The sequence below is a fragment of the Micromonospora sp. WMMD710 genome (genome assembly GCF_029626045.1).
GTDB lineage: Bacteria > Actinomycetota > Actinomycetes > Mycobacteriales > Micromonosporaceae > Micromonospora.
Map to the genome: position 1 here is coordinate 3,889,323 of NZ_JARUBD010000001.1, position 15,103 is coordinate 3,904,425.

Annotated in this window: 12 protein-coding genes; 11 read left to right on the forward strand and 1 reads right to left on the reverse strand. The window is 70.8% G+C overall.

The features are described 5' to 3' along the window. Positions 1–834 carry a class I SAM-dependent methyltransferase gene (locus O7620_RS17880; RefSeq protein ID WP_278123923.1) on the reverse strand — a complete coding sequence of 278 codons (834 nt, stop codon included), beginning with the start codon at positions 832–834 and terminating at the stop codon, positions 1–3. A gap of 121 nt (positions 835–955) precedes the next feature. Between O7620_RS17880 and O7620_RS17885 the strand changes: the two genes are divergently transcribed. The 11 genes from O7620_RS17885 to O7620_RS17935 all read left to right on the forward strand — a co-directional run bounded on the left by O7620_RS17885 (position 956) and on the right by O7620_RS17935 (position 15,100). Further along, complete coding sequence (locus O7620_RS17885; protein WP_278123925.1) at positions 956–2,023, forward strand: LCP family protein; 1,068 nt, start codon at positions 956–958, stop codon at positions 2,021–2,023. Between the two features lie 329 nt (positions 2,024–2,352). Next, positions 2,353–3,657: a sugar transferase gene (locus tag O7620_RS17890; RefSeq protein ID WP_347403799.1), complete on the forward strand. Its 1,305-nt coding sequence runs from the start codon at positions 2,353–2,355 to the stop codon at positions 3,655–3,657. Between the two features lie 240 nt (positions 3,658–3,897). Then, the gene (locus tag O7620_RS17895) at positions 3,898–5,091 is read left to right on the forward strand and encodes a hypothetical protein (protein ID WP_278123927.1); all 1,194 of its coding nucleotides are present in this window, start codon (positions 3,898–3,900) and stop codon (positions 5,089–5,091) included. Between the two features lies 1 nt (position 5,092). After that, positions 5,093–5,944, forward strand: coding sequence for a glycosyltransferase family 2 protein (locus O7620_RS17900; protein ID WP_278123928.1), 852 nt, complete (start codon positions 5,093–5,095; stop codon positions 5,942–5,944). Next, positions 5,941–7,020 (forward strand): glycosyltransferase family 4 protein, encoded by a 1,080-nt coding sequence (locus O7620_RS17905; RefSeq protein ID WP_278123930.1) that lies wholly within the window; start codon positions 5,941–5,943, stop codon positions 7,018–7,020. Before O7620_RS17900 ends, O7620_RS17905 begins: the two co-directional genes overlap by 4 nt. After that, entirely contained in the window at positions 7,017–8,483 is a 1,467-nt protein-coding gene (locus tag O7620_RS17910) for a hypothetical protein (protein WP_278123931.1), read from the forward strand. The genes O7620_RS17905 and O7620_RS17910 overlap by 4 nt, the downstream gene beginning before the upstream one ends. Beyond that, positions 8,468–9,382: a glycosyltransferase gene (locus O7620_RS17915; protein WP_278123932.1), complete on the forward strand. Its 915-nt coding sequence runs from the start codon at positions 8,468–8,470 to the stop codon at positions 9,380–9,382. The genes O7620_RS17910 and O7620_RS17915 overlap by 16 nt, the downstream gene beginning before the upstream one ends. Continuing rightward, the gene (locus O7620_RS17920; RefSeq protein WP_278123933.1) at positions 9,382–10,251 is read left to right on the forward strand and encodes a glycosyltransferase family 2 protein; all 870 of its coding nucleotides are present in this window, start codon (positions 9,382–9,384) and stop codon (positions 10,249–10,251) included. The genes O7620_RS17915 and O7620_RS17920 overlap by 1 nt, the downstream gene beginning before the upstream one ends. Before the next feature lie 15 nt (positions 10,252–10,266). Continuing rightward, positions 10,267–11,496 (forward strand): acyltransferase, encoded by a 1,230-nt coding sequence (locus O7620_RS17925; protein WP_278123934.1) that lies wholly within the window; start codon positions 10,267–10,269, stop codon positions 11,494–11,496. Next, the gene (locus tag O7620_RS17930; RefSeq protein WP_278123935.1) at positions 11,460–13,079 is read left to right on the forward strand and encodes a hypothetical protein; all 1,620 of its coding nucleotides are present in this window, start codon (positions 11,460–11,462) and stop codon (positions 13,077–13,079) included. Before O7620_RS17925 ends, O7620_RS17930 begins: the two co-directional genes overlap by 37 nt. A gap of 53 nt (positions 13,080–13,132) precedes the next feature. Continuing rightward, entirely contained in the window at positions 13,133–15,100 is a 1,968-nt protein-coding gene (locus O7620_RS17935) for a hypothetical protein (RefSeq protein WP_278123936.1), read from the forward strand. Positions 15,101–15,103 lie beyond the last annotated feature (3 nt).

Below are 15,103 nucleotides of genomic sequence, written 5' to 3' on the forward strand. Positions count from 1 at the left end.
CTACCATGCCACGCCGATGCCGTCGCCCGGGTACCAGTGGTTGGCCGGGCTCTCCCGGTAGGCGAGGAACCGTCGGCCGGTGCGTTCGGCGTGCTCGGCGAGCACGTTGGTGCTGGTGACGTTGTCGGTGAGCAGGATCGCGTCGGGGGCGAGGTGCGGCTCCACCGCGTCGAACTCGCGCTTCTCGTGGGCGCGGCTGTGGTCGCTGTCGTGCAGGAACAGGTCGACGGGACGGTCGAGGGCCCCGATCGAGGCGATCGAGTCGCCGATCACCAGGTCGACCACCTCGGACCAGGGTGCGCTGGCGGCGAGGTAACCGGCCTCCGGGTTGATGTCCAGCGAGGTGACCCGGCCCGGGTCGCCCTCCTGGGCGTTACGCAGCAGGGCGGCGGCCAGTACGCAGGTGCCCAACCCCTTGTCGACGCCGGTCTCCACGACGTGCGCGGGTCGGGTGGCCCGGACGATCGCGTACCAGCCGACCCGGCGGGCGTAGTGGACCCGCTTGTCGGCGAGGCCGCGGCGGGCCGCGCCGGCGGTGGACCGCTCGATGTGTTGGCGCAACACCTGGTCGGACTCGATCTCGTCGATCCACGCGCGGACCTGCTTGACCGGCCGGTCGCAGACCACGCTGACGAACCAGGCCAGGTGGTTGCGGCTGAGCGTGGTGAGCTCGTACGTGTAGTTGTGGTGCTCCCGGGAGGTCACCACCCAGCGGGCCGAGACCCGGAGCACCTTGGCGTCGTGGCGGGCGACCCGGGCGAGCCGCTTGGGGAAGGCGGCGACGGGGGCCAGGGGCGTACGGGCGATGGCCCGGCGCAGCTTCGTGGGGTCCACGGCTGCTTCATACCAGGTTCGTGCCCCCGCTCGTCAGAGAAAAGTTTCAGTCGTCAAGTGGACCCGCAGGGGCACCATCGGGGGTACGTGGCCGTAACGCGAAATCAGTAGCATCGCGAGCATGCAGTATCGCCAGGAGTACGCCGAGCCCGAGACCCAGTTCATCGCGGCGCAGTCACCATCGGAGCCGACGAAGGAGGCGCCTCCGAAGCGTCGCCGGTGGAAGAAGGTCGCCCTGATCACCCTCGTGGTGCTGGCCGTGCTCGCCGGGGGCGGCGCGGTCGCCGGCGGGCTCTACTACCGTTCCATCAACAAGGGGATCGAACGCGTCGACGCCTTCGACGGTGTGCCGGAGGCCGAGCGCCCGCCGGTGGTCGAGCAGGCCAAGGGCGCCATGAACATCATGATCCTCGGCAGTGACTCGCGTGATCCGGAGAGCGACGACGGCTCCCGCACCGACACCATCATCCTGGCCCACCTTCCGAAGGACCGCTCCAGCGCCCAGCTCATCTCGATTCCCCGGGACACCTGGGTGAACGTGCCGAAGTCGGCGCAGGGGCGGGGCGGCCGGGACGCGAAGATCAACGCGTCGTTCGCGTGGGGTGGCGTTCCGTTGATGGTCCAGACGGTCGAGAAGTTCACCGGCGTGCGGGTCGATCACGTGACGATGGTCGACTTCGGTGGGTTCCAGGAGATCGTGGACGCCCTGGGTGGCATCGACGTGAACGTGGAGAAGGGCTTCACCACGCTGTACGCGCTCAACGGCAGCCGGACGTTCAAGGCGGGCCAGCAGCGGATGGACGGTGCCGCGGCGCTCGACTACGCCCGCGAACGCCACGCCTTCGCCGACGGCGACTTCGCCCGGATCCGGCACCAGCAGCAGGTCATCAAGGCGATCCTGGACAAGGCCGCGTCCGGTGGCACGCTCGCCAACCCGGCCAAGCTCAACTCCTTCGTGAAGGCCACGGCGGACGCGGTGGCGGTGGACAAGTCACTGAACCTGCTCGATCTCGCGTCCGAGCTTCGCGACCTGCGCAGCGGCAACCTGACGTTCCTGACCTGCCCCACCAAGGGCACCGGGATGATCGGCAGCGAGAGCGTGGTCCTGGCCGACAAGGAGAAGGCCGCGCGGGTTTTCGGGGCGGTGCGCAGCGACAACGTTCCGGAGATTCTGTCCGCCGCAAAGTAGGAGAGGGAACTGGCTTGCCGGCCATGGTGGCGCGCCCCGGCCGATCGTAAAGTTCGGTCGCCCTACTGGTCGTGGTGTTCTGACCGGGGCATTCACGGGGAGGTCCACAAGTGTCAGGCCAGCAGGCGACCAGCCATTCACCGGCGCCGCAGATCGATGAAGGGCAGTTCGACCCGCCGGGCGACGGGGCCCGTCTCTACGGTGCCCCACCCGTCCCGCAAGCCCGGCAGTCGGAGTCCGAGACGCAGCCGGCCGGCCTGAGCACCACCGCCGTCCTGCCGTACGCGCGATCCCGCACGTCGTCGCGTACCCGGTGGTTGCGGGCGTGGATGATGACCGCGCCGGTCGACGCCGTGGCGCTGCTCGCGCCGCTGTTGCTGACCCACAATTACTGGCGGGGGACGCTGGCCAACGCCGTCCTGACGGTGGCCTTCTTCGCGGCCGGTGGTCTGTACCGGCCCCGCCGGCACGTGAGCATCCTGGACGAGCTGCCCGGCCTGTGCGGGCGGTTGCTGGCCTCCGCCGCGGTGGTGGCGATCATCGCGGCGGAGCGCCACTCCTCGGTGGCGTACGTGGGCGGGTTCATGCGGGGCGTCGCGCTGTCGGCGGGGCTGGTGATCCTCGGGCGGGCGGCCAGCCGGGCGTTCACCGTCCTGTCCCGCAAGCGTCGCTGGGCGGAGCACAACGCGATCATCGTCGGTGGTGGGCCGATCGGCGTCGAGCTCGCCCGCCTGCTGCGCCGCTACCCGCAGTACGGCCTGCGGTTCGTCGGCTGCGTCGACGCTCCGTCGCGCCAGGACACCGCGGCGCTCCCGTTGAGTGGCACGCTGTCCGACCTCGAACACCTCGTCCGGTTGCTGGAGTGCGAGGTGCTGGTCATCGCCGATCCGGACTGCCCCGAGTCCACGCTGATGGAGACGCTGTTGCGGCCCCGCAGCTCGCACTGTGACCTCTGGGCGGTGCCCCGCCTGTGGGGATCCCGTTCACACAGTGGCTATCCGGACCACATCGGAGCGTTCCCGATCGTCAAGATCGCGGACATCTCGCTGACCGGCCCGCGATGGGCGATCAAGCGTGCGTCCGACATGGTGTTCGCGGCGGTCGCCCTCATCCTCCTGAGCCCGCTGCTGCTGCTCTGCACGATCGCCACGTTCATCGACGGCGGTCCGGGGATCTTCTTCCACCAGGAGCGGATCGGCCGGTACGGCAAGCCGTTCAACGTCATCAAGTTCCGGTCGATGCGTCCGGTGAACGAGCACGAGTCACAGACCAACTGGTCCATCGCCCACGACCGCCGGGTCGGGCCGATCGGCCGGTTCATGCGCCGGACCTCCCTGGACGAGCTGCCCCAACTGTGGAACATCCTGCGCGGTGACATGAGCGTGGTCGGGCCGCGACCGGAGCGCCCGTACTTCGTCGAGAAGTTCTCCGCCGAGTACCCGACGTACGCGGCTCGGCACCGCGTCCCCGTGGGGCTCACCGGGCTCGCCCAGGTCAGCGGCCTGCGGGGCGACACCCCGATCTCCGACCGGGCACGCTTCGACAACTACTACATCGAGAACTGGTCGCTGTGGTTGGACGTCAAGGTGGTGCTGCGGACGGTCGCGGAGGTCTTCCGCGCCGGGGGTCGCTGACCGGACGGGCCGCAGCCGACGTCCGTCAACGACCGTTCGGTTGCCACAGAAGGGATTCGGCGGGCAGCGGCCAGCCGCCCGGGCGATTGCAGGTGAAGCAGTCGTCCGGTAGAAAACACCAGCGGCGTACGACTCGTCGTACTGCTCGTGTCGCAAAATGGGGGGCGAAACGGCGTGTCGCTGGTCAATGCTGCTCGGCCGTCGCCGGGCGCCGGCACGACACCGCCTCCCGGCCGTCGCGTGGCGGACCTGCTCCGACGGCTCATCGCACCCGAGCGTCTCTACATCGGTGCCCTCGGCCTGACCGGCCTGGCCGCGGTCCTGTCGGTGGCGCTGCCGCCGGCGGAGCGTGGTGAACTCTCCGCGAACATGGTGAGCGCGACGCTCGGCGCGGCCATCGGTGGCCTGTCGCTGGACACGTTCCTGCTCTCCCGCCCCGGGGGTTGGGTGTTCTCCCGGGGCCGGCTGTGGGTCCTCGCCATGCTGGGGGCGTCGATCCTGCTCTCCGCCGTCGCCGCCGGGCTGCTCACCGCCGTCGCCGGGATCGGCAGCTACCTGGTCGCGGTGGGGTCGGCGGCGGGCCTGACCATCTTCAACACCGTCTCGTCGATCGCGCTGCGGCAGAAGAGCTTCCTGCTCGTCTACGCGATGCGCGCGGTGAGCGGGGCGGTCCTGGTCGGCGGGTACATCGCCCTCTACCTCGCCGGGCACCTCGACGGCGGCCTGTGGAGCATGGTGTGGCTCGCCGTGCAGTGGCTCAGCGCGCTGGCCGTGTGCGCCGTGGTGCTGGGCCTGGTCCGGCGGATCGGGCCGGCACCGACGCCGGAGGCCACCGGGCCGGAGTACCGCGCCGACCTGGCCGCCGTCGGCAACCTCCACCTCGGGATCTTCGCCCAGATGATGACGCTGCGGTTCAACCAGATCCTGGTGGCCCGGTTCGTCGGCGCCGGACCACTCGGCGTCTACGCCCTGGCCGTCGCCGCGTTGGAGTTCGCACAGGCGGGTGCCGTCGTCCGCGCGCAGCGGATCCTGGCCAGCCGGGACGGCGCCGACGGGCCGGACCCCACGCGATCCGTGGTCAGGGCGGCCCTCCCGGTCGCCCTGGCGGCCGTCCTCGGGCTCGCCGTGCTGGGCTACCTGCGACCGGAGTACCGGCACGCCTGGATCCTCGGTCTTGTCCTGCTGCCCGGTTCGCTGGCCACCGCCGCCGGTAAGAGCTGGAGCGCGCTGCTGCTGAAGAGGCGGGGCGAGCGGGCGACGACCGTGGTCGCCTTGATCACGCTGGCGGTAGCCATCCCCGCGTACTTTGCGATCATCCCGTGGGCCGGTGTGATCGGCGCCGCGCTCGCCTCGACGCTCGCCTACGCCGTACACGCCTTCGCCTCCCGAGCGAGTCTGCGACGAGCGCAGTCACCGAATCATGGGACGGTTTGACATGGATGTCTCGATCGTTGTCCTCGCGTGGGAGGACTTCGAACGCACCCGCGCGTGTGTCCTGTCGCTGCCCGCGGAGGCGGAGATCGTCGTCGTGGACAACGGCAGCTCCCCGCACATCCAGGAGGCGCTGAGCGGTTTCTGCGCCGAGCAGGGCGTCCGGTACGTCCAGTCCGGCGCGAACCTCGGGTACGCGCGCGGGATGAACCTCGGCGTACGCCACACGACCCGGGCGAACGTCATCCTCTCCAACAACGACATCATCGTGCACGACGATGCCGTGCCGCGGCTGCTGGCCGCCCTCGACGACCCCACGGTGGGAGCGGCGTTCCCCGGTGTGGTCACACCGTCGGGTGTGTCGCAGACCGAGGGCGGGCGGTTCCTGAGCATGGGCGTCGGCTTCGCCCACGCCACCGGGTTGAGCTTCGTGCTGCCGAACCTGCGGATCGTCGCACCGCCGGAGAAGGCCGACTGGCTGACCGGTCCCTTCGTCGCCATGCGCCGCAGCGCCTTCGACACCATCGGCGGCGTCGACGAGACGTCCTTCTTCTACTCCGAGGACATGCGGCTGTGCTGGGCCGTGCGCCGGCACGGCATGCGGCTGGCGTACGTGCCGGAGGCCGTGATCATGCACGAGGACGACGCGACCGCCAAGCGGCGCTGGTCCGAGGAGGAGATCTCCCAGCGTCGTACCCGGGAGTTCATCCGGGCCAGTCGGGACCTGGGCGGCCGGCGCGGGCGGATTGCCACGACGGCGTACGTGTGCGGGGTACTGCTGCGCGCGGCGGTGGGCGGTAACCCGGTCCGCCGCGCCATCGCGCGTGGCGCCGTCGAGGGGCTGCGTGCCTCGTGAAGGTGTTGTTCGTCTGCACCACCGGCGGCTCCGGCCGGCGGCAGCTCGGTGGCGCCGAACGCATCCTCACCGAGATCATCCCGGCGCACGCCCGAACGGGCGTCGACGTCATGGCCGCGACCTCGGACGACGAGGTGGGCGGCGCGCTGCGCGACGCCGGGGTGCCGTGGGTCGGGCTCAGCGCGACGAGCCGCATCGACCTGGCGTACGCCCGGGAGATCCGCCGCCTCGTCAACGAGGTGCAACCGGACGTGGTCTGCGCGCACCTGCTGTCCGCCGCGATGCACTGCCGGGCCGCGCTGAGCATGGAACGCCGACGGACCCCCCTCGTCGTCACCCTGCACAACAGCCTCTGGCAGTACCGGGACACCGCCGCATCCCTGCCGCAGAAGGCCCTCATCCAGTCCAACATCACGCTGGACCTGGCCATGCGTCGCGCCCGGCCGCACGCCACCGTCGCGGTGTCCGAGTTCGAGGCCACCGAGCTGCGCGAACGCGGGCACGTCAGGAACATCCACCTGATCCCGAACCCGCTGCCCGCCACCTGGCCCGCCCCGAAGCCCGCGCACACGCCGGAGCCGGGTCGCCGGCCGGTGGTCGGTTACCTCGGCCGGTTGGAGAAGGAGAAGGGGGCCGACCTCCTCCCGGAGATCGCCGATCTCCTCCCGGACGTGGACTTCACGGTCGCCGGCGCCGGCTCACTGCCGATCGCGCCCCGGCCCAACCTCGAACTCGTCGGCCGGGTCTCGGCCGCGGATTTCCTCCAACGGATCGACTGCCTCCTGGTGCCGTCCCGGGTCGAGTCGTTCGGGCTCAGCGCGCTGGAGGCGCTGTCCCTGGGCGTACCCGTGGTGCACACCGGGGCCGGCGGTCTGGCCGAAGTCAGCCGGCACGCCACGGGCACCCTGGCGTTCCGGGCGGACCTCGCGCCCGCCGCACTGGCCGGTGCGATCCGGGAGGCCGTCGACCGCCGGTCGGTCGACGATGGACAGCGGGTGGCCGAGTGGTACGCCCAGGAGTACGCCTTCGATCGGTGTGTGGAGCGGTGGCAGAGCTTGTACAGGTCCCTTCTGTGACCACGACGACCAGGAACACCAACAGCAACCGGTACCGGACACCGGTGCTCTGGGCGGTGGCGCTGGCCGTCGTCGTGGCGATCTTCGTGTGGCACACCGGTTTCGGTGTCGCGGCCGCGTTCCTCGCGGTGGCGGCACTGATGTTCCGTGGCCACACCTGGCTCGCCATCTGCACGGCCGCGTGGGGCTTCGTCTTCCTCGCCGTGCTCACCATCCCGGGCCCGTACGACTCCCCGGCCGGTCCGGCGGCGGTGCCGATCCTGGGCATCTACGCGGCCTGCTTCCTGGCCGCCTGGTATCTCGGGCGCCGGTTGGCGGCCAGCAGGTTCAGGTCCGCCCGGTCCGTCGCGCGTCCGGCCCCGGACGCCGGGACGCCGCCACCCGGAGAGCCCTCAGCCGTCGAGTCGACGCAGGGCGAATCGGCACAGGGCGAGTCGGCGCGGGCCGAGTTGCGCTGGCCGTCGGAGAGCCGACTGCGGGTCTTCGTCCTCTTCATGCTCCTACTCGCCCTCATCGGCGCGGCGCTGAAGTTCCGTGGCGACGTGCCGCCCCTGTTCGCCGACAACCCGGACGCGGCCCGCGAGGCGCTGCGGCTGCGCTCCAACCTGGTGACCGGGCTGCTGTCGGAGTTCTGGGGTCTCGGACTGGCGATCTCGCTGCTGCGGGCGCTCACCGGCCGGGCACAGGGGCGGTGGATGTACGTCCTCCTCGTCGTCATCTTCGGGTTCGGCGCGGCCCTCGGGGCGAGCAAGAACTCGGTCCTGCTGGGAGTCGTTCCGGCGCTCGTCGCCGCTCTCTCGGTGCGCCGTTCGGCGACCATCAGCCCGAAGAACCGGCTGCGGATCTCCCTCGTGGTCGTGGTGATCGGGGCCGTCGCGGTCGGTGCCGCCGTCTTCCTCGGCGGTCAACGGACGCTCGCCGGCACCGGTCAGTTCGAGGACCAGTTCCGCGCGCAGTACGGCGCCAGCCCGCTCTACGCCAGCGTCGGCTCACTGGACCTGTCGCTGAGCTCGTCGGTCGAGACGTTCGGGCGGCTGTGGCAGGTGCGGGAGCAGCATCCGCCCACCTGGGGCCGCTACTCGGTGACGTTCACCGGCTCAGTGGGTGAGCGGCTGTTCGGGCCGGCCGACCTGTACGCCATCACCGCTGGGCTGAGCAAGCCGTTCTACATGAACACCGCGACGTTCGTGGCGATACCGCTGCTGGACTACGGGCCGATCGGGGCGGCGCTCTTCCTCGGCCTGCTGGGCCTCTGTGTCGGGGTCGTCGACCGGCGGCTCGCGTCCACCTGGAGTCCCGCGCATCACCTGGCCCGGGCGTTCGTCATCTACTTCGCCACCTTCGGCGTCTACGAGCTCTATCCGGTGGTCCAGCCGTTCTGGCTGGCTCTCGGGCCCGGCCTCGTCGCCCTGTACCTGCTGAGCGAGCCGATGAGGTGGGTCCCGGCATGGCTGAAGCGCTGACGGTCGTCACCGTTCTCTACCGGTCGGGCGACATGCTGACCCAGACGTTGCCGACCTGGGTACGCAGCGCCGAAGGGCTCCCGGTGCGGTTCATCTTCGCCGACAACTGGCCCGAGGACGGCTGCGACAAGGTCGTCGCCGGGTCGCTCGACGACGAGCGGTACGAGTACCTCCCCGACTCGTCGAATCCGGGGTTCGCGGCGGGCTGCAACCGGGCCGTGGCGGCCGCGCGGACGAGCCACGTGCTGCTGCTCAACCCGGATGTCTGGCTCCCCGAGGACGCGTTGGCCCGGGTGTGCGCGGCCATCGCCGAGGCCCCGGGCACGCCGATCGCGGTCGGCCTGGCCATGCACGGCGGGGAGTACGTCGGCATCGACGTGAATCCGATCTCGCTGTTCATCGACCGGACGGCCACCGCGACGCGGGGGCCGCTCGGCCCGTCGGGCGGTGCCTCGGTGTTCCCGACCGACCTGTTCCACCGCTTCGGCGGGTTCTACGAGCACCTCTTCGCGTGGGGCGAGGACGCCGACCTGGCGTACCGGATGTACGCCTCGGGTCTGCGGACCCGCGCGCTGGACCTCATCCTCCCGCACGCCGGTGGGCACAGCGTCGACGGCGACACCAAGCTCCAGGGCTTCCGGGCGTTCCTGCTCGCCCGTAACCGGCTCCTGGTCGCGGCACGGACCTTCACCTGGCCGCTCATGCTGCTGGCCCTGCCGGTGCTGGCCCTGGCGCATCTCGCGCTCGCGGCCCGCCGTGTCCGTCAGGGCCTGCTGGGGCCGTTCCTGCGGGGCGTCGGGCGGGGTCTCGTGGAGGGGCCGGCCGCCCGCCGGGAGTGGAACGGCGAGCGGTTCGGCTTCGCATCCCTCTACCGCTACCTGACAGTTCGGAGAGCCTGATGACCGCACAGCACTGGAGCGTCGTCACGGTCACCTACAACTCGGCGGACACCCTGCACCGGTGTTGGGCCGGCGCGGCCAAGCCGTACGAGTGGATCGTGGTGGACAACTGCTCCGCCGACGACTCCGCGGCCGTCGCCGAGGAGTTGGGCGCCCGGGTGATCCGGCTGCCGGAGAACGTCGGCTTCTCCCGGGCCAACAACGTCGGCGTACGCGAGGCGACCGGCGACTACGTCCTGTTCGCGAACCCGGATCTCGAGATCCAGCCGGACGGCCTCGACGCGCTGCGACGACACCTCGACGCGCACGGTGGCCTGGTCGCCCCTCAGCTGCTCTCCTCGGAGGGCGACGCACAGCCCAACGGCCGCGGATTCCCCTACGCCACGGCCAAGCTGGGCAACCGGAAGATCTGGCCACTGTCCAAAATACACGCGGGGTACCGGGTGGTGGCGCAGCCCGGTACGGCCGTGTACGTCGCCTGGGTGATGGGCGCCGCCGTCGCCGCCCGTACCGGGGACTTCGTCGCGATCGGCGGATGGAACGAGCGTTTCTTCCTGTACTACGAGGACCACGAACTCGGGCTGCGCGCGTGGCGGCACGGCCTTCCGGTGGCGTTGCTCGGTGACGTCCGCTGGACCCACCACTGGGCGCGGGCGACGAACACGTTCCAGTGGTCCCGGGCCCACACCCTCGAGTTGCAGAGCGCCCGGACCTTCTTCGGCTTGTTCCCCGAGTTTCTGGTCGGGTTGCCCCTGGCCGCCCGGCGTAACCGGCAGGCGGCACGCCTGATCGGGTCGCCGGTGCCGGCCCAACGGGACGCGGGCGAGCGGCCGGTGCCCTCGCCGGCCGGCTCCGCGGGAGCCAGCTAACTGAGGCGGTCGTCATTGCTCCCTCTCCTCCAGCGTGCGGCGCGCCGCGCCACGACGTCGCAGCCGTTCGGCGAGGCGTACGGCGGTCGCGCGAACAGCTTCGGCGCCCTCCGGCTCGCGTTCGCGCTCGCCGTGGTGCTGTCGCACGCCGCCGCGCTCGGCTTCGGCCGTCCACTCGTGCAGCGCTTCGACCTGGGCGCCGTGGCGGTGGCCGGCTTCTTCACCATTTCCGGGTTCCTGATCGTCCGTTCCGCCCGACGCACCTCGACACCCCGTTTCCTGTGGCACCGGGCCCTGCGGATCTGGCCCGGTCTGTGGGTGTGCCTGCTGGTCACGGGTCTGGTCGTCGCGCCCCTGCTGCACCAGGACCGGCACGGCACGCTGGACGGGTTGTGGCGCAGCCCCGGCGGCGTCCTCGACTACCTGCGGCAGAACTGGTGGGGTGGCCTCCGCCAGCTCGGGATCGGCGACCTGTTGCAGGGTGACACCCCGTACTGGCGGTGGCAGGGCGGCAACACCATCAACGGGTCGTTGTGGACCCTCGCCTACGAGCTGTTCTGCTACCTGCTGGTGGCCGCCCTGGCCGCCCTCACCATCCTGCGCCGACAGCTGCGCTGGCTCGCGCTGCTCGCCGCCGTCGCGGTGTTCGGCGTGCTCTGCTGGAACCACGTCCGGCACGGCTCCGGCGAGCAGGGCATCTGGATGACGGGGCAGGTCGGCCCGCTGCCCCTGCTCGGCGCACTGGAGCGGGACTCCCTGCTCTGGTACGGCTTCATGTTCCTCGTGGGCGGAGTCGCCGAGCTGTACAGCGATCGACTGCCGGTCAACGACCTGCTCGGGGTGCTCGCACTCGTGGTCGGCGGCGCGTTCGCCCTCACCGGCGACTTCCTCGGCCCGGGGCTGCTCGCCTACGCGTACGTCATTCTCTGGCTCGCCGTGCGGCTGCCGAAGGCCCTGCACCGGGTCGGAAACACCAACGACTACTCGTACGGGTTGTACATCTACTCGTTCGTGGTGCAGCAGGTCATGGCGAAGGCTGGGGTCCAGGCGGTCGGCCTGGTCGGCTTCTTCCTCGCCAGCGCGCTGGTCAGTACCGTGCTGGCGGTGCTGTCCTGGCATCTGGTCGAGAAGCCCGCGCTGCGGCTGAAGGACTGGACACCACGCACCCGCGGTCCCCGTACGACGCCGGACCGTTCCACACTCCCAGGATGGACATCAGCGTGGTCGCCCAGCTCGCGCGCGTGAGCCGTCGCGTCACGCGGACGGCTCCGGCAGCCCGTCGCCGCCTGCCAGGCGCCGACTGGATCGCCGTCGCCGTGCTGCTCGCGTTCCTGCCGGTCGTCCACGACATGCCGACCATGCTCGCGGCCCCCTACTGGCTCGACGAGGCGTGGGTGGCGCTCTCCGTCCGGTTCCCGCTCACCGACCTGCCGGTGGCGACCTCGTCGACCCCGCTGGGCTGGACGTTTCTCCTCCGACTCGTTCCGGGCACGGATCACCTGAGGGTGGTTCCGCTCGTCTTCCACGGGCTTTCGGTCGGCGCGGCGTACGCGCTCGGGCGGCTGCCGAGGTGGCCGAGTCTGCGGGTGGGGATCGTGGCGGGCACCGTCACCGGGGCGGCGGTGCTGCTCCTCCCGGCCCAGCAGGTCCGGCACGACCTCAAGCAGTACTCCGCCGATGCCGCTGTCGCGGTGGGCGTGCTCGCGCTGACCGCGTGGACGGAGCAGTCCTGGTCGCGCCGGAGGCTCGCGGTGGTCGCGGCCACGTTCGGCGGCGGGATGCTGTTCAGCCACGTGACCGCCATCGTCGCTCCGTGCGTGTTCGGTGGGCTGCTCCTGGTCACCGCGATCCGGCGGCAGTGGGCTCGGCTCCTCGAGGTGGCGGTGGCCGGGTTCGTCGCGGCCTGCGCGGCGACGACCATCTACCTCACCATCTCGGCGCGGGCGCGAACCGACGCGATGCGGGACTTCTGGGCCGCCAGCTTCCCCGAGGTCGACGAACTGTCCGGCTATCTCGCGGAGCGTGCCGACGACCTGACGCCGATCCTCGGTGCGCCCGTGCTGCTCATCGTCGGACTGGTCGTGGTCGGCGCCGTGACCCTCGCAAGGTGCAGTCGTCCCGCGACGGCCATCGCGGTCCTCCTGCTGCCGGTGACGGTGCTCGTCCTGGGAGTCACCGAGGTGTATCCACTGCTGGATCCACGTACGTCGCACTTCTTCTTCGTCACGGCGGCGGCGGTGGCGGGCATCGGGCTCGTCGGCGCGGCGAACTCGGCGGCCCGGCTCGTCGGCCGTGCGCTTCCCGGCACACCGTCCACCGTCGTGACCGCCGCGATCTGCGCGATCCTGCTCGGCGTGTTCGGCCTGCACAACAGCGCCTGGTACCGGTTCGACGGGAACGAGCCGGGCCTCGAGCGCACCCCGGTCACGATGATGGACGTCCGATCGGCGACGGAGTACGTGAACGCGCACCGCTCCCGAAACGACGTGGTCATCCTGAACCACTCCGCGTGGTATGGCTTCGCGTTCTATTCCAGCCGCGACGAGGTCGACCTGGTGGCGCCGTTCGGCAACACGGTCGGCTGGTGGGTCAGGATGCCCACCCGGTCGGACGTCGTCATGGCCCCTGGAACGGATGTGGCGGGCATCCGTCTCGGCGTCGACGAGGCGTTGCGGTTGGCCGGGCAGCGCGGGGGCGCGCGGATCTGGCTGATCCGGTCCTTCGTCGGTGCCGAGGAGGCCATCGCGTGGCAGACGGTGCTCGCCGACTACCGCGTGGAGCAGGTGACCGGCGGCATGGAGCCGGTCGTCGTGATCAGCGAGCGATGACAGACCCAGCGCCCCACCCTTCAGCAGTCGGAATTCGATCCATGGACGGACGCATGCAGACAGCCGAGCAGGACAGCCGCGAATCCGCCGCTGCCACGGAATCGACGCCGGCGGGGAGCGATCTTCCCCCCGAGCCGGTCGGGTCGGAGCCTGCCGGCCGGCTCCGGGTCCGGATCGAGTCGGCGTACCGGGACATGGCCGGCCGCTCGCCGCAGATGGCGGCGTTCGCGTGGTTCGGCCTCACGATGCTGATCGCGGGTGTGCCGTCCGCCCTGATGCCGACGCCGGGTTTCGATCCGAGCTGGCAGGCCGGCATCGGCTTCGCGGTCTCCGCGGACCTGCGCTTCGGCACGGACATCGTCTTCAACTACGGCCCGTGGGGTTTCCTCGACTGGCCGCAGCACGTCAGCCGACCGCAGGCCGTGCTGGGCTTCCTGTTCTCGACGACGGCGGTCCTCGCCCTCTACTGGGTCATCTACCTCTGCGTCCGCCTCCGGTGGACCGCCGGAATCGCCGGCCTGATCGCCTTCGCCGTCACGGTCGCCAGTGGTCCGGCCGGGCCGGGCGGCAGGCTCGTCTACGCCGGTCTGCTGTTCGCCCTCCTGACGCTTCACGACCGGGCCGGCAGGGCGACGAGCGGCTGGCGGGACACCATGTCGACCGTCCTCCTCACCGCCGTCGGGGCCCTGTTGCTCCAGGTCAAGTTCTCCGAGGGCGTGGTGCTGCTGGTCCTGGCCGGCCTCGTCGCGGTGAGCGTCGGGTCGGTCCGGGACCTCGTGCGCGGCGTCGGAGCGTGCCTGGCGACGTTCGTGGTGACGTTCCTGGCGCTGTGGCTCGCCGCGGGGCAGCGCATCACCGACATTTCGCCATGGGTACGCGGGTCGCAGGAAATCTCCAGCGGTTACCAGGAAGCACTCGCCATCGAACAGGGCGAGTACGTCGTCGGTTACCTGGCGGCGGGTGTCCTCGCGATCGTCGTGGGAGTCCTGGCACTGCGCCGGGCCCTGCGGCACCGTGCCGTGGCGACGGCCGGAGTCGTGGTGGTCTCGGGCGTCATGCTCGGGTTCGGATTCAAGCACGGCTTCACCCGTCACGACCCGGCGCACGAGATCTCGTTCTTCCTGGCGGCGGGGTTCCTGCTGATCGGCTTCGCCACCTGGGTGCGCCGTCCCGCGGTGGTGGTGGCGGCCGCCACGGCGGCGTTCCTGATGGCACCGTCCAGCCTCGCGAACTACGACCCGTTCCTGGCCCGCAACCAGTGGAGGACCGGTACCGAACTGCTGGTCAACAACGAGTACCGGCTCACCTCGGTCGAGGCGAGCAGGGCACGGGCCCGGGACACGTACCGGTTGCCGGAGAACGTCCTCAGCGAACTGACGGGTCGGCCCGTGCACGTCGACCCGACGGAACTGACCCTGCCGTGGGCCTACGCGCTGGACTGGCACCCGGTACCGGTGTTCCAGTCGTTCTCCGCGTACACGCCGTACCTCGACGAGATCAACGCCGAGGCGCTCGTCGCGGCGCCGGGCGACCAGGTCGTGCTGCAGGAGGCCACCGTCGGCATCGACCGCCGCAACATCCGCTGGGACACTCCCCGCTACCTGCTGGCGCTGGCCTGCAACTACCGCGCCGGTGCCCGCGCCGACCGGTGGTCGGTGCTGCACCACGGCCAGAACCGCTGCTCACCACCGCAGACGACGCTCACCCAACCGGTGACGGCGGGTACGCCCGTCGCGGTGCCGCAGGTCGGGCCGGGCGAGATCCTCGTCGCCCGCTACCGCCCGCAACCAAGCTCGATGCTGGCCTCGCTGGTCCACCTCGGTCTGAAGGACTGGTCACCGATCGAGGTCGGGACCGACGACGGGACCTTCCGGCTGCCGGAGGCACTGACCGACGGCCCGCTGCTGGTCTCTCTCCCGGCCGAGGTGGCGTGGCAGGCGCCCTTCGACGCCTTCCACTACCGCCAGCTCACCTTCAACCGTGGTGGCACCATCGAGTTCCAGGTGATCAGGGTGCAGTGAGGC